Source organism: Algoriphagus oliviformis, from assembly GCF_017254915.1.
Classification (GTDB): domain Bacteria; phylum Bacteroidota; class Bacteroidia; order Cytophagales; family Cyclobacteriaceae; genus Algoriphagus; species Algoriphagus oliviformis.
Genome location: NZ_JAFKCT010000008.1, coordinates 1 through 22,088, shown reverse-complemented (window position 1 = coordinate 22,088; position 22,088 = coordinate 1). Strand labels below are relative to the sequence as shown.

General features: G+C 53.6%; 21 protein-coding genes. 2 read left to right on the top strand and 19 right to left on the bottom strand.

Features of this window, described 5'->3' with window-relative positions:
* Positions 1 to 20 precede the first annotated feature (20 nt).
* The 17 genes from J0A68_RS16760 to J0A68_RS16680 all read right to left on the bottom strand — a co-directional run bounded on the left by J0A68_RS16760 (position 21) and on the right by J0A68_RS16680 (position 17,241).
* The gene (locus J0A68_RS16760) at positions 21 to 716 is read right to left on the bottom strand and encodes an HAD family hydrolase (protein ID WP_206579390.1); all 696 of its coding nucleotides are present in this window, start codon (positions 714 to 716) and stop codon (positions 21 to 23) included.
* Between the two features lie 590 nt (positions 717 to 1,306).
* On the bottom strand, positions 1,307 to 2,218 hold the full coding sequence (locus J0A68_RS16755) for an alpha/beta hydrolase (protein ID WP_206579389.1): 912 nt from the start codon (positions 2,216 to 2,218) through the stop codon (positions 1,307 to 1,309).
* A gap of 25 nt (positions 2,219 to 2,243) precedes the next feature.
* Positions 2,244 to 2,582, bottom strand: a complete 339-nt coding sequence (locus J0A68_RS16750; RefSeq protein WP_206579388.1) for an L-rhamnose mutarotase — start codon at positions 2,580 to 2,582, stop codon at positions 2,244 to 2,246.
* Positions 2,583 to 2,596: 14 nt separating this feature from the next.
* Positions 2,597 to 3,397, bottom strand: a complete 801-nt coding sequence (locus tag J0A68_RS16745; RefSeq protein ID WP_206579387.1) for a hypothetical protein — start codon at positions 3,395 to 3,397, stop codon at positions 2,597 to 2,599.
* 87 nt (positions 3,398 to 3,484) lie between these two features.
* A complete protein-coding gene (gene fucP / locus J0A68_RS16740; protein ID WP_206579386.1) occupies positions 3,485 to 4,795 on the bottom strand; it encodes an L-fucose:H+ symporter permease in 1,311 nt (436 codons plus the stop codon).
* Entirely contained in the window at positions 4,792 to 5,562 is a 771-nt protein-coding gene (locus tag J0A68_RS16735) for an L-fucose dehydrogenase (protein WP_206579385.1), read from the bottom strand. The genes fucP and J0A68_RS16735 overlap by 4 nt, the downstream gene beginning before the upstream one ends.
* A 50-nt stretch (positions 5,563 to 5,612) precedes the next feature.
* A complete protein-coding gene (locus J0A68_RS16730; protein WP_206579384.1) occupies positions 5,613 to 6,440 on the bottom strand; it encodes an amidohydrolase family protein in 828 nt (275 codons plus the stop codon).
* Positions 6,437 to 7,300, bottom strand: coding sequence for a fumarylacetoacetate hydrolase family protein (locus J0A68_RS16725; protein WP_206579383.1), 864 nt, complete (start codon positions 7,298 to 7,300; stop codon positions 6,437 to 6,439). Before J0A68_RS16725 ends, J0A68_RS16730 begins: the two co-directional genes overlap by 4 nt.
* Before the next feature lie 191 nt (positions 7,301 to 7,491).
* Positions 7,492 to 8,250, bottom strand: coding sequence for an SDR family NAD(P)-dependent oxidoreductase (locus tag J0A68_RS16720; protein ID WP_206579382.1), 759 nt, complete (start codon positions 8,248 to 8,250; stop codon positions 7,492 to 7,494).
* A gap of 76 nt (positions 8,251 to 8,326) precedes the next feature.
* Complete coding sequence (locus J0A68_RS16715) at positions 8,327 to 8,521, bottom strand: response regulator (protein ID WP_206579381.1); 195 nt, start codon at positions 8,519 to 8,521, stop codon at positions 8,327 to 8,329.
* A complete protein-coding gene (locus J0A68_RS16710; RefSeq protein ID WP_206579380.1) occupies positions 8,484 to 8,714 on the bottom strand; it encodes a response regulator in 231 nt (76 codons plus the stop codon). Before J0A68_RS16710 ends, J0A68_RS16715 begins: the two co-directional genes overlap by 38 nt.
* Entirely contained in the window at positions 8,704 to 9,732 is a 1,029-nt protein-coding gene (locus J0A68_RS16705; protein WP_206579379.1) for a response regulator, read from the bottom strand. The genes J0A68_RS16710 and J0A68_RS16705 overlap by 11 nt, the downstream gene beginning before the upstream one ends.
* A 5-nt stretch (positions 9,733 to 9,737) precedes the next feature.
* Positions 9,738 to 10,172 (bottom strand): response regulator, encoded by a 435-nt coding sequence (locus J0A68_RS16700; RefSeq protein ID WP_206579378.1) that lies wholly within the window; start codon positions 10,170 to 10,172, stop codon positions 9,738 to 9,740.
* Positions 10,165 to 12,150, bottom strand: coding sequence for an ATP-binding protein (locus J0A68_RS16695; RefSeq protein WP_206579377.1), 1,986 nt, complete (start codon positions 12,148 to 12,150; stop codon positions 10,165 to 10,167). Before J0A68_RS16695 ends, J0A68_RS16700 begins: the two co-directional genes overlap by 8 nt.
* Before the next feature lie 12 nt (positions 12,151 to 12,162).
* The gene (locus tag J0A68_RS16690) at positions 12,163 to 15,237 is read right to left on the bottom strand and encodes a PAS domain-containing protein (RefSeq protein WP_206579376.1); all 3,075 of its coding nucleotides are present in this window, start codon (positions 15,235 to 15,237) and stop codon (positions 12,163 to 12,165) included.
* A 73-nt stretch (positions 15,238 to 15,310) separates the two neighbouring features.
* A complete protein-coding gene (locus J0A68_RS16685) occupies positions 15,311 to 16,384 on the bottom strand; it encodes a Gfo/Idh/MocA family protein (protein ID WP_206579375.1) in 1,074 nt (357 codons plus the stop codon).
* Between the two features lie 284 nt (positions 16,385 to 16,668).
* Entirely contained in the window at positions 16,669 to 17,241 is a 573-nt protein-coding gene (locus J0A68_RS16680) for a peptidylprolyl isomerase (protein ID WP_206579374.1), read from the bottom strand.
* 200 nt (positions 17,242 to 17,441) lie between these two features.
* On the opposite strand from J0A68_RS16680, the gene J0A68_RS16675 reads away from it, so the two are divergent.
* A complete protein-coding gene (locus J0A68_RS16675) occupies positions 17,442 to 18,614 on the top strand; it encodes a GAF domain-containing sensor histidine kinase (RefSeq protein ID WP_236025639.1) in 1,173 nt (390 codons plus the stop codon).
* Positions 18,615 to 18,621: 7 nt separating this feature from the next.
* On the opposite strand, the gene J0A68_RS16670 is transcribed toward J0A68_RS16675, so the two are convergent.
* Together J0A68_RS16670 and J0A68_RS16665 are read right to left on the bottom strand one after the other, a co-directional pair.
* The gene (locus J0A68_RS16670) at positions 18,622 to 19,767 is read right to left on the bottom strand and encodes a 1-acyl-sn-glycerol-3-phosphate acyltransferase (RefSeq protein WP_206579372.1); all 1,146 of its coding nucleotides are present in this window, start codon (positions 19,765 to 19,767) and stop codon (positions 18,622 to 18,624) included.
* Positions 19,768 to 19,854: 87 nt separating this feature from the next.
* Positions 19,855 to 20,709 (bottom strand): alpha/beta hydrolase, encoded by an 855-nt coding sequence (locus J0A68_RS16665; RefSeq protein ID WP_206579371.1) that lies wholly within the window; start codon positions 20,707 to 20,709, stop codon positions 19,855 to 19,857.
* Positions 20,710 to 20,859: 150 nt separating this feature from the next.
* Here J0A68_RS16665 and J0A68_RS16660 point away from each other — a divergent pair, with 150 nt between their 5' ends.
* Positions 20,860 to 21,951 carry an AI-2E family transporter gene (locus J0A68_RS16660; RefSeq protein ID WP_206579370.1) on the top strand — a complete coding sequence of 364 codons (1,092 nt, stop codon included), beginning with the start codon at positions 20,860 to 20,862 and terminating at the stop codon, positions 21,949 to 21,951.
* The last annotated feature ends 137 nt before the right edge of the window (positions 21,952 to 22,088 follow it).

The window sequence follows — 22,088 nt, the reverse complement described above, 5'->3', positions numbered from 1 at the left end:
ATCTAGGAGTTAACATAACGCTAGTCCATGGTCTTGACGAGTTCGGCCGCATCGGCGATGCAGGTGACCTTGGCAAAGCGCTCGTGCTCCACCTCGTGCTCGACCTGTTCGTGTACCCAGGTGATGTGGAAAGGAATATGGATCGCGTGTCCACCAAGCTCCAGAACGGGCAGAATGTCGGACTTCAGACTATTTCCCATCATCAGAAACTCAGATGGCTGTACGTCCAAGTGTCGGATCAGCTTTTCGAAGTCAGCCGTGCGCTTTTCGCTCATGATCTCGATGTGGTGGAAGTATTTCTCCAGGCCTGACTTTTTCAGCTTTCGCTCTTGATCCAGGAGATCTCCCTTGGTGGCCAGCACCATGCGGTAGTCGCCGTTGAGGCTTTGGAGGACTTCTTCTACGCCGGGGAGGAGCTCCACGGGCTTTTCCAACATTTCCCGGCCGATGTTGATCACTTTCTCCACCAGCGCGACGGGCACCTTGTGGTCGGAGATGCGCATGGCTGTCTCGATCATGGAGAGCATAAAGCCCTTGATTCCATAGCCGTAGAGGCCGAGGTTTTCGATCTCCGTGCGGTAGAGCTCCTTCATGATCGCGTGCTGCGGCATGAAGTCCTCCAGCAGGCTGGCAAATTTTTCCTCCGCTTCGCGAAAGAACGGCTCATTTACCCAGAGGGTGTCGTCGGCATCGAAGGCGATTACTTTGAGGGACATTTTTTGAAGTATCAAGTATTGAGTAGCAAGTATCTAGTAGCTAGAGTCAAGATGACGGGTGAGTAGTAAGTGGTGAGTAGTGTGTAGTAAGTAGTGCGTATTACCACTAGCCGTTCACCACTTACTACTTACGATTTTTCATCTCACCAACAGTCATCCGACACCGGTCATCGGACAATTTTTCCAATCTTCCAATTTTTAAATTTTCTTCCCCGGTTGGTGTCACCACCGAACGGAATCCCCTTCTGCCGGACATCCTTTTTAACACAAAGACCACAAAGAGAAGAAGAAACCTTGTCTCATAGGTCACAGGAACCCCGCTCCGAGCTTTCCTTTTTCAAGCGATTTTGAGGGCGCAAAGTTAAAAGCTTCGCTTTTTTGCGGTGGACGGAGACTTGGTGACATGTCAACTTTTGACAACCTGTCTGGCGGCAAGGCTGCTAAAACGCCAAATTACGCTTAACCTAACAGTAGTAAGTAGTGCTATTACCACTAGCCGTTCACCACTTACTACTTACAATTTTTCATCTCACTTATAGTCATCCGACAATTTTCCAATCTTCCAATTTTTGAATTTTTCAATCCTAAAATCACAACTCGTGCATCCACACCAAAAGCGTGTCTCTCCAGGTTTCCACGGAGCCTTTGCCCAGGCCGAATCCGAAGCCATGGCCACCGGTGGGGTAAATATGAAGGGAAGCTTTCACGCCGTTTTTATGCAAAGCGCTGTAGAAGAGTAGGGAGTTTTCGATGGGAACGCCCTTGTCATCCTGGGCATGTACGAGGAAGGTCGGCGGCGTCTGGGCATTGACATTGAGCTCGCCCGAGAATCGGTCCAGAAGCTCTTGGCTTGGGTTTTCACCGATCAGGTTCTTGCGCGACCCTGCATGGACCGCCGCGTCGCGGAAGGAAATCACCGGATAGGCCAAGATGGAGAAGTCCGGACGAGCCGAAAGTGCGTCAACAGCGTCTTTGGGACGCTCCACCTCATGCGCATACTGGGTGCTCAGGGTAGAGGCGAGGTGCCCACCGGCTGAGAAACCCAGCACGCCGACTTTGTCTGGGGCGATGTTCCAAGCGGCCGCGTTTTGCCGCACGAGGCGGATGGCGCGCTGGGCGTCCATCAGCGGAACTTCCTTCGCATCGGTCAGCGACTTGGAGATAGGCAGTCGGTATTTTACGACAATGCCCGCGATCCCTTGGGCATTCAGCCACTTGGCAAAGTCGGTGCCTTCCTTGTCATAGGCCAAAATGCCGTAGCCTCCTCCCGGGAAAATCACTACGGCCTGCCCGGTGGACAGCTGTTTGGAGGGCAGGTACACCTCGATCGTGGGGGCCTGCACGTTGGCGATGCGGATGATGTCCTGATAGACCACTTCCTCCTGTAGGTCCATCTGGGTCTGTAGGGGAGGTGTGCCTTCCCAAAGTGGGAGGATTTGGACTTGGGCGTGTGCAAAGGCAGCCATCAAAGCGAGGATTAGGGTCAGGATAGGTTTTTTCATGGGTTTGTCTGGAAAAGTATACCGTTTATTCAGCGCTAAACTCGAAGATCTTCTCGGTCATGGCCCATCGCCAGTTGGGCGGAGTGCCGGGCAGGTTGGTCTGGTACTGGCCGAGGAAGGCCTCCCATTCCTGTACTTTGGGATTGGCGTCGTCGAGCTTGGCCTTCTTCTCAAAGCTAAACTCCTCATTGGCCACAAGTATCATGGACAGTCTGTTGCGCCAGCGGTAGATGCTCATCTGCACGATCCCGGCTACGCGAATGCTTTCGAGGATGGCCGGATCCACGGCCTTGTGGCAGTCCACATAGGCTTGGATCGCTTCTGGCTCGTCTTTGAGGTCACAGATGAGAAGGAAGGTTTTCATTTTTTTTGCGACAGCTATTTTACACTAAATTCAATTTCAATATTATCAATTTGATTGCTGCCGGCCCAAAGTGGAAATGAATCGACAAGTTCTTGAATACTTCCTTTTTGTTTTTCAGTTAAGTTGAAAGGAGATACAATCTCCACGAGTTCGAACGCGGTTGAAGGGTTAATTTTCACTTTCAATTTGATTGGTGTTTCTTTCAATTGTTTCCTGTTTCCAGGAAAGTTTAAAGCATATACCATATAGTTGTCAAATTCGTCGGGGATAATAAAGCTATGGACAACGTCGTTAGGCCATTTTATAGAATTTGAGTAATTCGATCTGTAGGTTTTTGCAATTTCATTCGATGCTGAGCCAATTAGGCTCAAACGTGTATTACTTAATATTTCATTCAAAGTAGGTTTATAGAAAATTCTTGTATCTACAACGTCGGGCAGTCTGTCTGCTAACCTTGATGCCAATTTGATATTTGCTGAATTTCTATCAGTGAATAGTTTGATGCTTTCTTTATCTATAAAGTGAATTCCTTCGTTTGTTCGAATTGTTATAGTAATTGTTGGATAGTCTGCTGGGAATTGGAATACAAATAGATCAATATAAAATATTTGTTCATTCGGGATTACTTCGTTTATTGTCTGAATTCCTTTCTTTGCTAAAGCTTGTGTTATTACATTTTCAATATCCTCTGGATTTGTATTCGCAGTTACAAAACTACCTCCTCTTAATATATTAGCTTTTACTATAGCTTTGTCTTCCGCAAATGAAGCGTTGATGCTAAAGAAAACTAACAGTGCTAAAATTATTTTTCTCATTTTTTGTCGATCCTTTTGAAGTTTTGGTCAGTTGAGCTGGAAAAACTTTTCCGGTTTCCAACCCAATTTTCCAATTTTTCAATTCTCCTATTTTTCAATTCTCTTCACTCTCACCGCAAACAAAAACACCATCAGGAAGCAAGTCATCGGCAGGAAGAAGGAGAAATTTACCTCCGGCACTCCCAAGATGATCGTGTCAGTGTAGCCGCTTCCGCCCAAGTCTAGGATCATCCCCTGCAGGGTTGGCATGATGGCTCCACCCACGATGGCCATCACGAGGAAGGCCGCCGCAAACTTGGAATCCTCACCGAGTCCATCCAAGGCGATGCCGTAGATGGTCGGGAACATGAGTGACATCGCAAAGCTGATGCCCACGAGGGAATACAGGCCAGCCATGCCTTGCAGGAAGATGGCCCCCAGTGTAAACGCCATGGCCAAGACCGCAAAGGCTGCCAAGAGTTTGGACGGAGTCAGTACGCGCAGGAGAAAGGTACAGACCCATCGCCCGGCCAAAAACACGCCCAACGAGGCGTAGGCGTAGTTCACCGCATTGTAGGTAGTGATGCCGATGGACTCGGCATATTGGTAGATATACGTCCAGACCATGATCTGCGCGCCGACGTAGAACATCTGCGCAAAGGTGCCCTCGACGAAGTTTCTGTTTTTCAGCAGGCGCTTCATGGTCGGGCCAAAGTCCACCTTGCCGGAGGAATCCGCATTTTCGGGCATCTTCATCGCCGCGATGATGACGAAGATCACCAGCACGACCAAGCCGAGCATCACGTAGGGATTGCGGATGACCATCAGGTCGTTGGTTTTGACCAGGGCCTTGGCGGTGGCGTCAAGGGTGTCAAAGATCAGGTTGCCGTTTTCGTCCGTGTTGTTGGACTGGAGGGCATTGAGGATGAAGGTTTTTGCCACAAAAAGCCCCGCCAAAGCTCCCATGGGGTTAAAGGCCTGAGCCAAGTTCAGTCGCTGGGTAGCCGTGGCTTCTGGTCCCATGGACAGGATGTAGGGATTTGCCGTGGTCTCCAAGAAGGCCAGCCCGAAGGTTAGGATGTAAAGCGCCGCCAGAAAGAAGCCGTAGCTTTCCCAGGCTGCCGCTGGGTAAAACAGGCAGGCTCCCAAGGCATAGAGCCCCAATCCCAGCAAAACGCCGGTCTTGTAGGAGTATTTTTTGATAAAGAAAGCCGCGGGCAAAGCCATGGTGAAGTAGCCCCCGTAGAAGGCCAGTTGTACCCAGGAGGCCTGGGTATTGTTCAGCTCCAGTACCCGCTTGAATGCCGCCACCATGGGATTGGTGATGTCATTGGCAAAGCCCCAAAGGGCAAAGAGCGAGGTAATGAGGATGAAAGGTAGGAGCAGGTTTTTTGGGACGAGAACGGGCTTTTGGGTCATAGCGATCGGTCAAGATGGGTGTAGCCACCGTCCACGTAGAGATGCTGTCCGGTGATGTGGGAGGCTTTGTCGGAGAGGAGGAAGATGGCCATGGCGGCGATTTCCTGGGAGGTGGTCATCCGTTTTCCAAGGGGGATTCTGCCGCTGATCTCAGCCAGTTTTTCTTCCGGATTGGGGAAAGACTGGATCCAGCTGGCGTACATGGGGGTGTACACCTCCGCCGGAAGGATGGCGTTGACGCGGATTTGATAAGGCAAAAGCTCCACCGCCCACTCCCGGGTCAAGGCGAGCTGTGCGCCTTTTGCGGAGATGTAGCCGGAGGTATTTCCCTGTCCCGTGACGGCGGTTTTGGAGGAAATGTTGACAATGGCGCCTTGGTGCTGCTTCAGCTGGGGCAGCGCGTAGTGGGCCAGGTAGTAGTAGTGGAAGAGGTTTTTGGACACGGAGTTGGCGTAGGCCTCGGGGCTTCCGTTTTCCAGTCCCACGCCGTCATTGGAACCGGCGTTGTTGACCAGGCCGTCGATTCGTCCGTAGGTTTTGATCGCCAGATCCACGGCTTCTTTGGCTTGCTCGGGGGAAAAAAGCCGGATGGGAATCTGCAGGGCGTTCCCTTGGGCAAGGTCGATGATTTCGGCGGCTTCTTTTTCCGAAGGGTCGATCATCACCGGGATGGCTCCCTCTTCGACCAGTCCCTTGGAGATGGCTCCTCCGATACCCTTGGCTCCGCCGGACACGAGGAATACTTTGTTGCTTAGGTTGAGGTTCATTGTCAGTTGGTTGATGGCTTATAGTCTATAGTCCATCGATGGGTTTTGGATTAGGGTATTTGGTAAAATTTTGCGGCGGTGTCGCCCATGATTTTCGATTTTTCCGAAGGGGAAAGAGCCGAAGTAAACTGCTCGATCACCTCCCAATAGCGCTCGTATTCGCCCGCCAGAAGGCATACCGGCCAGTCGCTTCCATACATCAGTCGCTCCGGGCCAAAGAGCTCCAGGGCGATCTCCAGATAGGGGATGAGCTGCCCGGGAGTCCATTTTTGCCAATCGGCCTCCGTGATCATGCCGGAGAGCTTGCAGTGCATGAGTTCCCGCTCGGCGAGGGGGGCCATGGCCTTTTTCCATTCTTTCCACTCTCCATCCTTGATGTAGGGCTTCGCCAAATGGTCGATCACGTAGCGTTGGTCTGGGCACTTTTTTACCAAGTCCAAAGTGGCGGCGAGATGCTTGGGAAAAATCAGGATATCGTAGGCATAGCCCCGCTGGCCGATCTTCCGCAAACCGCGTATAAATTCCTCCTGAAGCATGTAGGCCGGATCCCGACCTTGCAGTACCTCGCGAAATCCGACTAGGGTTTTGGACTCCGAGTAGCGGTCTAGCACCTCGTCGAGCTGGTCGCTCTTTAGGTCTGCCCAGCCGACTACGCCTTTGATCCAGTCGTTTTGGCTGGCCAGGTCGAGGAGAAAGTCGGTTTCCCGCTGGCTCTCATCGGCCTGCACGGCGATGCAGCCGTCGATTTTGGCATCTTGGAGTAGGGGAGAAAGATCCGCCGGAAGGAAGTTCCGGCGGATACGGCTCATTTCCGGCGTGATCCATTCGTGCTTTTTGGGGTCGTATTCCCAAAAGTGCTGATGGGAATCGAGTCTCATGCCTCAGGATCGTTCATGGCTACTTGGCGCGATACGCCGAGCCCATCGATGCCCAGCTCCACGACATCTCCAGGCTGGAGGTATCTCGGCTCGGGCTTCAGTCCCATGCCCACTCCGGCGGGAGTCCCGGTGGAGATCACATCGCCCGGAAGCAAGGTCATGTATTGACTGATGTGCTCGATGATGGTCGGGATGTCAAAAATCAGGTCGGAGGTGTTGCTGTCCTGAAGCATCTGGTCGTTTAGCTTAAGCCAGAGACGCAGGCTGTGCGGGTCGGCGATTTCGTCCTGGGTAGCCAAGAAGGGGCCGAGCGGGGCAAAGTGGTCGGCGCTCTTTCCCTTTACCCACTGTCCACCGTGACGGAGCTGGAAGTCCCGCTCGCTCACGTCGTTGTGCAGGCAGTAGCCGGCGACATAGTCCAGGGCATTCTCTTTGGTGACATATTTGGCACGCTTGCCGATCACCACGGCCAGCTCGACCTCCCAGTCTGTCTGTACGGAGTTTTTTGGGATGAAAATCGGGTCGTTGGGGCCGCAGAGGGAGGAAGTCGCCTTCATGAAGATGATCGGCACTTCCGGTACTGCCATGCCCGACTCGGCGGCGTGCATGCGGTAGTTGAGGCCTACGCAGATGATCTTGGACGGACGAGCGATGGGGGAACCGAGCCTTGCGTCTTTCGGTACTTCCGGAAGGCTGGACTGGTTGGCATCCAGCCAGGTTTTCAGGCGGGCAAGTCCGTTGGTGCCCAAAAAGTTTTCGTTCCAGTCTTCACCAAAAGAAGAGCAATCCCAGTTTTTTCCTGCTGCGTCCTGGATTCCCGGTTTTTCCGCACCGGCTGCGCCAAATCGTATAAGTTTCATTTTTTAGTATCTAGTAGTTAGTATCAAGTATCAAGAAGCTAGAGTCAAGAGCAAAGTAGCGAGTATCAAGTATCAAGATGCAAGAGCAACGAGATCGCGAAATCCCAGTCATCCGACATTCGACATCGGTCATCGGTCATCCGACACCTTGCAATTTTTCAATTTTATAATCTTCCAATTTTCCAATCCGGCTACATTTTCAAGCCCATGAAGCCTCCGTCAATGTTGAAGTTGGCACCGGTGATGAAGCTGCCGGAATCGGAGCTGATAAAGTAGGCCAGCTCGGCGACTTCCTCGGGCGTGCCCATCCTGCCGATTGGCTGGGTGGCTGCCAGCTTGGCAAACATTTCTTTTTCTTGGCCTGGATAGTTTTTGGCCAAAAATCCATCGACAAATGGCGTGTGGACGCGTCCGGGGGAAATGCAGTTGCAACGGATGCCCTCTGCGACGTAGTCGCGTGCCACGCTGAGGGTCATGGACAGGGCGGCGCCCTTGGTCATGCTGTAGGCGAAGCGGTCGGGGATGCCGATGGTGGCGGCGATGGAGCACATGTTGAGGATGGAGCCACCGCCATTCTCCTTGAGCTTGGGCAGACAGGCCTTGATGCAGTTGAACATGCCCTTCACATTCACCTGAAACACCCGCTCAAAGTCCTCTTCGGAGGTGTTTTCCACCTTTCCGATATGGGAGATGCCGGCGTTGTTGATCAATACGTCGATCTTGCCGGGAATGCTTCCGACCATTTTCTCAAGCTGTGCGTAGTCGGTGATGTTGCCTTCCAGAAACTTCACTTGGAAGCCCTTCTCGTGTTCTTCGATCTGGACTTTGGTACCCTCGGTATGGTTGGTGTCGATGAAAAAAACGTGGCAACATTCAGCGGCAAACTTTTTTACCATTGCCAGCCCTATGCCGCTGGCTCCGCCCGTGATCAGTACGGTTTTAGAATTCATTGTAGTAGGTTAGGTTTTGGGTTGCCGCAGGGGCGACAACCAAATTAGGTCAGGAGGACAAATATAACAAGGACTTTCAATGCTTCCCGACGAGATGGAAGATCTGGCGGATATTTTCGAAAGTGATGGGTTTTTCGAAAAAACCGACGATTTGGGGGTAGTCTTTTGTTTTCTCCGAATTTGAAGCGCCGAGGGAAGAGGTGATCAAAACTGTGGGAGGGCAGCTTGCCAGGTCAGATTCCAGCCGGTTGAGCAGCTCCCAGGCGCTCATGTCCTGGAGGTTGATATCCAGCAAAAGGCAGGACTTCGTCCCGGAAAGGGGGACGTTTCAGGAGGTGGTCCAGCGCCGTTTTTCCAGCGCTGAAGGAGGAGAGCTGAAGGCTGGGATTGACGATCCGGAGCATTTTCTCCAATACACGGAGCAGCACTTTGTCGTCATCCACCAGGATCAGTTCAGCGCTCATCTTTGTCCAGGCGTTCGATTTTTTCCGATTTCTTGCTGATGTCGCGGACGATGCCGTCCAGTTCCCAGGCCGAATCCTTGATGAGCCCTAGCAGCTCCTGCACTTCCGCGCTCTGCCCGGGAGCTTCCGCTTCCAGAAGGTTGACCAGGCCCAGTAGGCGTGCCAGAGGGGCCCGGACGACGTGGGACTGGATCCAGGCGATTTCCATCAGAGTCTGGTTTTGCTTCTCGATGGTCTCCATGTGCCGGTTTCGGTCGGTGACGTCGTTGACGAGGACGAGCATGGTCTCGCGGTCGTTGAAGACCAGGCGGCTGACGGTGATCTCCACCGTGATGGGCTCGCCGGATTTTTTTCTGTGGCGAAAGATCCGCTTGGGATTGGTGTAGTGGCCGGACCGCATGCTCTCCAGCTCTTTCTGCATTTCGGGGATTTCCTCTGGAGGACGGATGTCCATCAGACCCATGGAGAGAAATTCCTCCTCCGAGTACCCGTAGTGATTGATCGCAGCCTTGTTGATGCTCAGGAAAGCCAGGGTTTCCAGATCAAAAACCCACATGGGAAGGGGACTGAGCTGAAAGAGGTCGCTGTAGCGTTTTTCGGAGCGCTGGATCTGGTCGGTAAACTTCTTGCGCTGGATGGAGTAGATGATGGTCTTGTGGAGGATCGTCGGGGTCAGCTCGTCCTTGAGCAGGTAGTCGGAGATGCCCAGGGAGAGGGACTTGATGCTGAAGTCCAGGTCAGAAAATCCCGTGAGCGCGACCACCGGGGTGTCTGCCGCCAGCTCGAGGATCTCCACGATGAGCTGCTCTCCGGAGAGATCCGGGAGGGACAGGTCCAAAAAGATGATGTCAAATTTGGCGGAGGGAGCGAGCAAAAGTGCCTTGGCGTCCAGAAAAGTCTCCGTGCGGCTGAGGTTGGGCTCAAGGAAGTTTTCCGCCAGGTACTCCTCGATGAGGATGTAGTCTCCGACATTGTCTTCGATGATCAGGATATGATACGGCTTGTTGTCCTTCCGCATGCGTTTCAGTTTTTGGGCAGCCTGACGATGCTGAGCCAGAATTCCTCGATTTTTGAGGTGACGTGGAGAAAGTCGCTGACCTCGAGCGGCTTGATGATGTAGCAGTTGGCATGCTCCTGATAGGCCCTCAGGATGTCAGTCTCCGAGGAGGAGGTCGTGAGCATAATGATGGGGATGTGCTTCAGGTCAGGATGGTTTTTGACGCTTTCCAGCACCTCGTGTCCGTTTTTCTTGGGTAGATTGACGTCCAGCAAAATCAGGTCGGGAAGCTCCTTGCTGCCCGCTTTGGCTTGGGTCATCAGATGAAAAAGTGCCTCATTCCCATCCCTGAGTATATGCAGCTCATTGGGGACTTTGCATTCTTCCAAAGCCTCCGTCGTCAGCAAAATATCACCTTCGTTGTCTTCTACCAACAGGATCTTAATTGGGGTTTTACTCATGTTTTTTTAAAGTAAAAAGAAAATTACTGCCCGAACCAACGGTGGATTCCACCCAAATTTTTCCACCATGTTGGCTGATGATTTTCCGGCAGGTGGCCAATCCCATACCGGTTCCGGGATATTTTTCTTTGGGGTGAAGACGTTTTAAGATACCAAATACGTGCTCAAGATAGCTACCGTCTATACCGATTCCATTGTCTTTTATGGAAAATTCCCAAAAATCGTCCAAAACCCTTCCAGTGATGGAAATTTCAAGTGGGACGTCCGCGCGCTTGTACTTGATGGCGTTTCCGATGAGGTTTTGGAAGACGAGCTGCAAGGGGGTCTTCACTCCGGTTACGGTGGGCAGCTGGCCGACAGTCACCTTGGCATGCGACTCGCGGATGAGGTTCGACTTCAGTTTCAGCACGTCTTCCACCAGGGTCTGGGTGTCGATCTTCTCGATGGCCGAGGACTCAAAGCCCACTTTGGAATACTCCAGCAGGTCGTGGATCATCGTGGTCAGGCGCTTAGCCCCGTCCATAGCATAGGTGATGTAGAGGTTGGCCTTTTCATCCAGGCTGGGGCCGTATTTTTTCTCCAGCAGTGACATGAAGGAGCTGATCATGCGCAGGGGCTCACGCAGGTCATGCGAGGCCAAGGAGGCAAAGACCTGGAGCTCGTCGTTGGCGTTGCTGAGCCGCTGGTTGAGTTGGACTAGCTCCAGCTCGGCCTCTTTGCGCACGGAGATGTCCTGAAATGCGCCTATGACCCGGATCGCTTTGCCTTCCCGGTCGCGGACGATGAAGCCTTTGTCGATGATGTAGGCATAAGTGCCGCAGGCTTTTTTCACCCGGTATTCCTGAGACCAGTATTGCGCGTCTCCTTCCAATGTCTCCTCGAGCTGTTTTCTGGCTTGGGGCAAATCCTCCGGATGGATGATGGTCTCCCAAAAATGGGCGTCACGTGTCTGCTCGCCTTCCTCATAGCCCAGCATCTCGGTGAACAGCTCGGAGCGATACACCCTGCCCAGAGGAATATCCCAGTCCCAAATCACATCGGATGTCGCCTTACTGGCGAGTTCAAAGCGGTCATTGGCCCGGATGAGTGCGTGGGATTGTTCGTTGACTTTCTGCTGCAGCAGCATGGGCTGCCTGGCAAAACTCCACATCAGGAACCCGAAAAAAGCCGAGCCGAAAAGACTTGCCAGGCTTTGGAATATCAGGGTGGGGATGGCCGTGCTCTTCTTGAGCTGGAGGGAAAGGTTCCAGTTGCCGATGTCCAGGAAAACCTCCGACTTATAGCCAGTGTAGCCTTCGCCGGAATCCTCCGGAAGGAAATGCTCCAAAACCTCCGTGTTGGGATTGACCTTGGAGAGCTGTACCCAAAACGGGCTGTTTTGCTGTCTGTCCAAAGCCGCCACCCGCAGCAGCTCTTCAAAATAGATGATGACCGCCGACAGCCCCAGGAGCCTTCGACCTCTAACCAGGGGGTAGCGGCCCACGATGGCGGTGCCGCCCTGCTTGAGCTGCAGGGGGCCGGAGAAATACACCTCGCTACGGCGGATGGCTTCTTCCACCTCTTTGTTGGTTTTGGGGTCTTTGAGGACGTCGTATCCGATCACCGCCTCATTGCCCGCGAGGGGATACACGGCGACGATCGTGCCGCTGTCGAGCAGTTGGATCACGTCCACGTGTGGATTGCTGGAGAGCAGCTGCTCGCCGATGTTTCGGAAGTCTTCCACTACGCCGGCTTGGTTTTGCGCGATAAATCCGAGGGTCTTGGCGGCCGAGACGCCGTCGTTCAGCGCGTCATAGAGCAGGTTCTCAAATTCGTTCAGCTTGGCATTGACCAGTTCCCGCTCGGAGGCCAGGCGCAACTGATATCCCATAAAGGCAAAAAACAGCGCGAGGCTGAGAGACAGCAGAAAAGCCACCCATCCGGTCATCTTGGGACTGGAAAATACCAGTCTGAATATCCATTCTTTAAGCTTGTTCAATGTCTTTTCTGTTTACTTTTTTAGGGTAAAGAAAAAGGTGCTGCCCGTCCCCGGCGTGGACTCCACCCAGATTTTGCCGCCGTGGAACTCGACGATTTTTTTGCAAATGGCAAGGCCGATGCCCGAGCCGGAGTACTGCTCCTTTTGGTGGAGGCGCTGGAAGATGATGAAGATCTTGTCGGTGAATTCGGCGTTGATCCCGATGCCGTTGTCCCTAACCGAAAACTCCCATTCCCGCTCCAGCTCCCTGCCTTCGATCCAGACCTCCGGTTTGTTGCCTTTGGGCTGGTATTTCAGGGCATTGGTGAGGAGGTTTTGGAAGAGTTGGACGATGGAAGTGCTTTGGCAGACGATGTCTGGCAGCTGGGAGACATGCACTTTTCCACCCTTGTCCCGGATTGTTTTTTTGTGAAGCAAAAGCACTTCCTCGACCAGCTGGGAGGTGTTGGTGGGATTTTTTGTCTCGGTGTGGTTTCCGACTCTGGAAAATTCCAGCAAGTCGAGGATGAGTTCGCGCATCCTTTTGGCCCCATCCACGGCATGGTGGATGTATTGCAGGCCCTTTTCGTCCAATACATGGCTGTACTTTAGCTTGATCAGTCCCAGGAAACTGGTCACCATCCGGAGCGGTTCCTGCAGATCATGGGAAGCCACATAGGCAAACTGCTCGAGCTCCTTGTTGGATATCTCCAGCTCCCTATTGGAGTCGGCGAGTTCGGCGTTCAGCTTTTTCAGGGACTCCTCGTACATTTTGTGGTGGGAGATGTCGCGGATAGCTCCTACCATGCGGATGGGTTTACCCTCTTGGTCGCGCAGGATGACGGTATTTTCCTCTACAAAGGCATAGCTCCCGTCAAATTTCATAAACCGGTATTCGCCGGTCCAGCGCGGGGTTTCTGGGTTGTTTCTTGCTTCCAAGATGGAGTCCCAGGTGCGCGGCAGGTCTTCGGGGTGGATTTTGGTCTGCCATAGATCCTCGGTGACCTGCTCCATCTCTTCCGGGTAGCCAAAAAGGCGATGGTACCCCTTTCCCCAAAAGATGGAATGTTTCTGAAGATCCCAGTCCCAGATGGCGTCCGATACGGCCTGGGTAGCCAGGTGGAATCGGTCGTTGCTGGTACGGAGGGAGTGCTCCGCCCAGTATCGATCCGTCTCGTCCACCACGGTGGAGATCATCAGGTCATGGTCCGGGTGGGGGATGTTTTTTGCGGAAATAATCCGGGGCTCACCGGTCTGGGTGACGATGGGGACGTTTTTCCAGTTCATCTTCTCCGGGTCTGCACTGCGGATGTCCTCGAGGAACTGCTGGGTGGTTTTTTTGCTCATCGTGGGATCCGCGAGGATCTTGGAGAAGAAGGTCTCCACATCCGTAAAGACCTCCGGGTCCCAGCCGTAGGTCTGTCCAAAGGCGGGGTTGATATAGGTGGCTTGGCCAGTACTCAGTTTGGTGACGGCGATGCCGAGGGGAAGGTTTCTCAGCGTGGACTCGATGAAGTCGTTTCGGTCGCGGAGCTCCTTTTCGATGAGTTTTTCCTTGGTGACGTCCTGAGCAGTGCCCCGGTAGCGTTTGGCGCCGGTGATGGGGTCCATTTCAAGTCCGCCCCGCTCATGGACAAACTTGATTTTCCCGGAGGGGAGCACGATGCGATGCACCGTATCCATGGGACGGACACCCGCCCATGAGTTGCGGTGGTGAGTCAGGAAATCCGCCCGGTCCTCTGGATGGATGGAGCCAAAAAGGTGGTCGTAGTTCGGCTTGAAGTCTGCCTGCTCGATTTCCCATATCCGGTAGATCTCCTCTGACCAAAACAACGCCTTGGTATCCGGATCGACTTCCCAATAGCCCAATTTGCCAATCTTGTGGGCTTGCTCGATCCGGGTGACCAGCTCCTGCATCTGCAATTCCTTTGCCTTGCGCTCGGTCACGTCCAGGGAATAGCAGCCGACCGCGATCAGCTTGCCGTCTTCACGAATGGGCTTGAAGTTGACCTCCAGGTAGCCTCCCTTGTTGATCAATGTGGACTTTCTGATCACCGAGAAGTTTTCACCGGCCAGCGCCCGGTCATAGTGTTTTTTCCACTCGAGCATAAACTCGTCGGGCAGGGGTGTGCCGTAGACCAGATTGTCGCCAGACTGGATGTTCCAGTCAGCGACTCGCTTCATGGTCTGGATAAATCTCGTGTTGGCGGTGATCAGGTTGTAGTCGAGGTCAAAAGCCCAAATGGTCTCCGGGGAGGAGTCGAGGACGATGGCGAGCTTTTGCCGATCGGATTTGAGAGCCGCCTCGGTCTGGACGAGCTGGGTGATGTCCCGGGCCACCGCAAAGACGGTATTGGAGCTGTAGTCCAGTGAGGCTGACCAGTTGAGATGGACGATGGAACCGTCTTTTCTGAAATAGCGGTTTTGGAAATCCGAGGAAGCGTCGCCCTCCATGATCTTTTTGCGGCTCTGCACCGTCGAGTCAAAATCGTCAGGATGTACCATTTCCCGAAAGGACTTTCCAACAAGCTCCTCCTGCGTATAGCCTAGGATCTTTTCGCAGGACTTGGATATCTTCAGAAATCCCCCGTCTTCATCGGCGATGAAGATGAGGTCTTGGGTGGTGTTGAGGATGTTTTCGAGCAGGGAGTCGGATTTTTGCAGGCTCGACATCTTTCTTTTTTCCTCGGTGATGTCTTTGCAGATGCCAAAGAGCCTGGCGGGTTGGCCATTTTCGTCGCGATCCATCACCGCTTCGGAGACCAGGCGGCGCAATTGCCCGTCGGGACGGAGGATGCGGCTTTCCACTTTTATGGACTCGCCAGAGGATACCAGCCTTTGAAGTTCACTTTTGGCGAGGGCAAGGTCGTCTCGGTGCACCATCCCAAAGATCAGTTCCGAAGAGGGAATGCAGGCGAGGGGATCCAGTCCCAAAATCGCAAAAAGCTGATCGGACCAAAAGTGCTGGCCCGTACGAAGATCCACTTCCCAGTGTCCCACTTTGCCCAAGGCCTCGACCCGATGGAGTAGGTCGACGTCTTTTTTCGGCTGACGCGAGGCGAAGTCATCAGTCTCCGGACGTGGATTGGGTGTGGGGTCGATTCCCATAGAATTCTGGGTTGGAGGCGAAAAGATAGCCCGTTTGGACTTTTTCGCCTACTTATTGCTCAATTGTGTAAATCTAGAGCCTGACCACTTCGCCGGTTTTGACGGACTCGTCGCAGGCAAAAGCGATCTTGAGGCTATTGAGCGCATCGTCCAGATGCTCGCTGAGATCCAGGTCTTCGGAGATGGCCTGGAGGAAATAGCGCTGCTCTCTGTTGCAGAGCTCCTGATGGTCAGGCTCCTCGGCCATGTCTATCCACTGGTCTTCTTTCAGAAATCGGTTTTTGTCGTCGATGTCCGCGTGATGGACCCGGATGGACTCGGTCTTGGTGTGGCTGTCCACATGGTCGGACTTGCCGCTTGCTCCGGCATCCTTGGCCACGATGGAGACGGAGCCTTTGGGGCCAAAGACGTCCTTGACAAAGAATGCCGTCTCGCTGACCATGGGCCCCCATCCTGCCTCATACCATCCCACTGAGCCGTCGGCAAAGCGGATCTGGAGCTGGCCGTAGTTGTAGTTTTCCTCAGCGATGTCATCGGTCAGGCGCGCGCCGATCGCGGATACCCAAACCGGCCTGGAGCGGGTCATCTGGCACATCACGTCGATGTAGTGTACGCCGCAGTCCACGATGGGACTGAGGGATTTCATCAGGTTGCGATGGACGTCCCACATGTAGCCTTGGCTCTGCTGGTTGAGATTCATCCGCATCACGAGCGGTTTGCCCATTTTTTGGGCTTCTCCGATGAAGCGGATCCAAGAGGGATGGTGGCGGAGGATGTATCCGACGACCACTTTTTTGCCCGTTTCCTTGGCTTTGGCGATGATTTTTTCGCAGCCCAAGACCGTGTCGGCCAGGGGCTTCTCGATGAAAATATGGCAGCCAGCTTCCAGTGCCTTCAGCGCAAACTCCTCGTGCGTGTCCGGGTAGGTGGAGATGCAGACCGCGTCAGGCTTGGTTTCCCGCAGGGCTGCTTCAAACTCGTCAAACAGGGCGTAGGAGGAGCCAAGGGCTTGGTTGACCCGGTTTTTGCTTTCGCCGCGGGCCACCAGACCACAGATTTCAAACTCAGGAAGGAGGTGGTAGGCGGTGGCGTGGGAGGCTCCCATGTTGCCGCAGCCGACGACGAGAATGCGGATGGGTTTGGTCATGTTGGACGGGGGTACTTGGTGAGGGACTAGGGGCTTCTTCCCCAAATTCAGCCTCTAAATTATCCTCCTTCGTGGATTTGCCCACCCTCATGGCTTGAATTTCTGCGATTCCTGTGATTTTCACCGGGATGCCAAAGGTCTCCAAAGGCAGCAATCCGGGCAGCTGAGCCTCACCTTTGCCGCTGGGTAGGATAGGTTTCCTGTCCGCATCCTAGAGGTGGCCGATCTGTATGCCGGAAATTTTGCCCGCAAAAATCGACTTATCCCAAAAGAATGGAAACGGGTTAGTCCTTGTTGGCGGCTTTCAATGCGGAGAGCTCTTTGGCACTGAGGTAGACCACTTCCACCTTCAGGGTGATGGGGGTCTCCGGCTCGTCGCTTTCGTCCCGCTGGACTGATACGATGCGATCTACTATGTCCATTCCCTTGATCACCTGCCCGAAAATGGTGTAGTCTCCGTCCAGGCGGGGGATTCCCTTGGGATTTTGCACGATGTAAAACTGGCATCGGGCGGAAAGCTTGCCGGGATTGTCGTCACGGCCAGCGCCCACAGCGCCATACACGTGCTTTAGCCCGGGATCAAACTCCGGCTCCAACAGGTAGTCCGGGTCGGTGAAGCCAGCCGGTGTATCCGGGCAGCCTCCCTGGGCCACAAAGTTGGGAATCACGCGGTTGAAAGTAAGGGAGTCCCAGTACCCGGCCTCGGCGAGCTCGATGAAGCTGTCCCGATGCCTAGGAGTGCGGGGGTCGAGCGTGAGAAGGATCTCGCCATAGGGCGTGGTGATCTTGCCCAGCGGAAGCTTGTCGTCTTGGGACAGCACGCCGAGCAAAAACAGTAGAGTAAGGAGGAGGTGCATTGCTTGGAAGGATTAAAAACCCCAATGGGGCAGTTAATATACATATTTCAGAAGGTTATTTAAATTAAGCCTGAGGGTTGGGCGGATAATGAAAAGGTTACTACTTTGGCGGCAATCACCCCGAAAACGCCCAAATGTCTGGAGAAAAACGTTTTGATAATCAGTTAGTTGATTTGGTTCCGCCGATTCCAAAAAACGAAATGGAACGGCTGTTGGCATTGAATGAATTGGATTTGGACTACTCCGACTTGGACCAGTCCCTGTCCGACCTGACCAAGCTGGCCGCAAAAATCGCCGGCACCTCCATCTCTGTGGTCAATCTGATCGACACTTTTACGCAGTGGAGCGTGTCTTCCTTTGGCATGGAGATCAGCCAGACTCCTCGGGAGGATTCGGTGTGCCAATACACCATCATGGAGGAAAACTCCAAGGGACTGGAAGTGGCCGACCTGAGCTCAGACCAGCGGTTCAAAGACAGGGCCTACGTGACTGGAGACCCCTTCCTGAGGTACTACTTTGGAGTTCCCCTGAAGATCAACGAGAGTCTGCCGATAGGTTCGCTCTGTGTGATCGACGACGAATACAAAAGCCTGAGCGATGAAAAGAAAGAGATGCTGGAGATCCTGGCAGAGGAGATCGTCAAACGGATCAAGATACTCCATGCCGTAAATACGCTGAAGCATAGCCTACAGGAGTGTACGACCATCAAAAACAACGTGGCGCACGATATCCGAGGGCCTTTGGGCGGCATAGTGGGGCTGACGGAGATCATCGAGATGCAGGGAGACGGCAATACCCTGGAGGAGGTGCTCAGCTACATTTCCCTTATCCAAAAAAGCGGCAAGTCCGTGCTCGAGCTGGCCGACGAAATCCTCTCGAAGTGCAATGTGATCGAAAAGCCCAAGGACCACGAGTTTACCCTCAAGACCCTGCGAAAGAAGGTGGAGGATCTCTACGGGCCTCAGGCAATGACCAAAGAGGTTAGGCTGGAGGTACACAGCACGGAGGAACATGCCGCGCTTCCTTTTTCCAAAAACCATATCCTCCAGATCCTGGGCAACCTGATCTCCAATTCCATCAAGTTCACTCCGGCGGGAGGCCTGGTGAGGGTAGACTTGGACATGGAGGTGACAGACCGAGACCGCCTGCTCTTTCTCAAGGTGAAGGATAGTGGGGTGGGGATGTCCAAGGAAAAGATCGACCAGATCATCTCTGGAGCGGCCGCGTCCTCATCCGGTACATCTGGAGAGAAGGGCTACGGCTTTGGGCTCAACTTGGTCCAGCGCTTGGTCCACAAGCTGGGAGGGCGTATTTCCGTCTGCTCCGAGCCTGGGGTCGGGGCACAGTTTGAGCTGGCCCTGCCGGTTTCCTGATAGTTTCTTACAAGAGAGGCTGCGTGGTGGCAGCTTTGAGGCTGTTGTCCACGGGATAGGCGTACATGGAGAGGAAGCTTTTCACCAAAAAGGTGTTGCCCATGTCCACTTTGCCATGCAGCCTTTTTTCAAAGGCTTCTTTTTCCGCAAGGCTGTAGTGCTCCGAGTAGGTAGAAGTTCCGCTGAGAAGGTCGTGCGCAACGTAGTTGCTCGGCCAGAGCTTGTATCCTCCCCATATTTTTTGGTCGATCAGATTGGCCAGCTGGGAGAGTTTTTCGCCCTGGGGAATTTCCATGCTGGAGATCTCCCGGATTTCCTTCTCCAAGATACCGTTGATCTGGATATGGATTCTTTTTTTGGTACCCATGATCCCTCGGAGGAGGTTGACAAAATCCTCGTTTTCGCTTTTGACATACTTCTCATCCCTGGATTTGGCGAGCAGTTCGGGCATCTTGAGGATGTCGGTAGGGTCGTACTCGTAGGAGATGGAGACAGGCACGACGTTGATTTTTTCGAAGAAACCAAAAGGGTTGTCCCCCGATTCGGCCAAGGTGAGCATTTTGAGCACGCCTTTGTGGGTGGTGTCGTTGCCGTCTTTGGTGCGGCCCTCGCGCTGCGCAGTCCATACGGAGCGGTTTTCGCGAAGGAGGGATTTGCTGATGAATTCGGATACGAGCACCGAGCTTTCCAGTAGGGCCCGTCCTGTCAGCCCCCTTCGGATGGCAAAGTTGCGGTTGAGGCGGGAGAGGGTATGGAGGAAGGGCTTTTTGATCAGGTTGTCGCCGATGGCCGAGGTGGTCATGGACAAGCCCTTTTCATAAAGGCAGGAATTGAGCAGGGAAGTGTCGAGGATGATGTCGCGGTGGTTGGAGATAAAGAGGTAGGCCGTGTTGGGCTCCAAGCTCTCAAAGCCCCCAGTGCTAAGCCCTTCGGAGCTTCTTTCCAGCACTTTCATCAGTGCGGGATAGATGAAGTTGATCTGAAAGTCCCTCAGGGAGTGGGTATGGTGCATCAGGTCTTTCCAGTGCGACGGAGGGTCGTAGGGAAAGGCGAAATTCATCATAGCCTCCAGCATGGGGTCGTCGACTATCTTTCTGATCGCGGCGTTTGCTTCGGAATCGTAAAAAGGCCTTATCGAATCAAATTTGGACATAGCGGGGTGACATTGCTTTCGCAAAAAGCAAAAATTAGCTGAATAATCGAAGTTAAATTAACTTTTGCGGCAGACGTCGTCGGTCAATCAGTCCCGATTCAGATACTTATCGATGAAAAGCATGTGGACGGGAAGCGCCTCCGTCCAATATTGCCAGGTGTGGGCTCCAGGGCGCTCGATGTACTCATGCGGTACGCCGTTTTCCAGCAGGAGCTGATGCATCTGCCGGTTGGTTTCGATCAGGAAATCATCCACGCCACAGTCTATGATGAGGGCGAGTCCGTTGGTTTTGATCTGGTCCACCAGGCCTACCGCGGTGTAGGGGTTGAAAGCCGGGGCATCGTAGCTGAGGTCGGCTCCCAGCATGGCTTTTTGGGCATCCCGACGGAGTTTTCGGAAGTCCTCGGGTACGTTCCACATTCGGGTGTCGATGTTCATCACGCCACTCATACTTCCAGCTGCTACGAAAAGATCCGGATGCTTGGCGGAAAGGGTGATCGAGCCATGCCCGCCCATGGAGAGGCCCGTGATGGCCCTGGATTCCTTGCGGGCGAGGGTCCGGTAGCTTTTGTCCACCTGAGGGATGAGCTCTCCGGTGAGGTAGGTCTCGTACTGTACCGAATCGAGGAGGGGGCTGTCATAATAGTAACTGGCGGGGCCCACTCCCGGTGTCACGATGATCAGGTCATATTGCTCTGCCATGCGCTCGACCAGCCCCGGGTCGGTGACCTTCCGGTGCCAGTCGCTGAAGGCACCGCTGCCCCCATGGAGGAGGTAGAGCACGGGGTATCGCTGCTGGCCGGCTTGGTAAGTGGAGGGAGTGGTCACGGCGGCCCTGAGGCTTTTCTTCATCGCGGGACTGTAAACTTCCATCGTGTCGGTTTTGGCTTGGCCAAAGACAACCAGTGGGCAAAAAACGAGAATCAAGAGTGTCCGAAACATGGGCAGGTCGATTTTTTGAGGTTTTGGTTCTGGAAAATAGGCAAACTTGGCCAAGAAGCAAGGCGGCTTTCTGCAATGGCTTTGGATGTGGGACGGTTGTAATTTTTGTATATTCTCCCCGAGCCTGACTCCGAAAAAAACCGGAACCCAATGAACAGACTACAGCCCATCGCCCATTTTCTTCTGATCCTTGTTTTGGGAGCCCTCGTGCTGAAGGAGGGCGCCTTCATCCTCGTGCCGCTGGTCTGGGGGATTTTCTTTGCCTTTGCGCTGTACCCCATTTCCTCGTGGTTTGAGCGAAAGCGTATTCCCAGGGCCTTTGCGATTGCCTTGGCCATCCTGATGGTCAGCTTGGTGGCCACGGGCGTACTGTACCTGCTGCTCAACCAGATGGTGGGCTTGATCAAGGAAGCACCGGAAATCGGCGGAAACTTGGAAAGCAAGCTCAGCCGATACTTGGACGAGCTGAGTCTGTTTTTGGGGAGGGACTTGGTGAATCCGGATATGGATTCCGGCTTGTATGATTTTTTGCCGGGAGAGCGCTTGGGCGAGACGCTGTTTGCCACCGGCAAGTCCCTGACGCTGGCGGGGATCATTCCCATCTACACCTTTTTGTTGCTGTACTACAAGGATTTTTTCGTGGAGTTTTTGATCCGCTTTTCCTCCAAAAACCAAGAGTCGGTCATCCGCTGGGCCAGCGACTCCGGTCGGGTGATCCAGTCATATCTTGCGGGAATGATCCGGGTCACGGGAGTCGTGGCCGTCTTGGCCGGCCTGTTCTTTTTCCTGGTCGGAGTCAAATATTTTGTGCTCTTTGCGGCCTTTATCGCCATTATGAACCTGATTCCCTATGTGGGGGTGTTCGTTTCGTCCTTCTTTGCCGTGCTCTATGTTTTTCTCACTACGGACTCGCTGTTTTATCCGGTGTTGACCTTGGCCGCGCTGTGGGGCATTCAGCTTTTCGAAAACAACATCGTCACACCCCTGGTGGTGGGGTCTAAGGTGAAGGTCAATGCCTTGGCAGTGATTCTCGCGATCCTGCTGGGTGGCTGGCTATGGGGGATATCGGGGATGGTGCTTTTCATCCCGCTGACCGGGGTGCTGAAGATCACCCTGGAGCGGAGCGGAGACCTGGAGGCTTTTGGCTACCTACTCGGTGATGAGGTGCCGGTGAGTGAAGAGTCGGAAAATCTCTGGAAGCTGCTCCGCAGAAAATACCTGGGCAGACGGAAGACGGACTGATCCGGGAAAGGGATCAGTCTGAATATCTGGGGAGGTAAATTTTCATCCATAGATATTTGAGAGTCGAAATAGGAAGAATTCAATATTGGATACGCCTCTGAACTGCGCTCCGAACGCTTTGATTTTTGCATTGAATG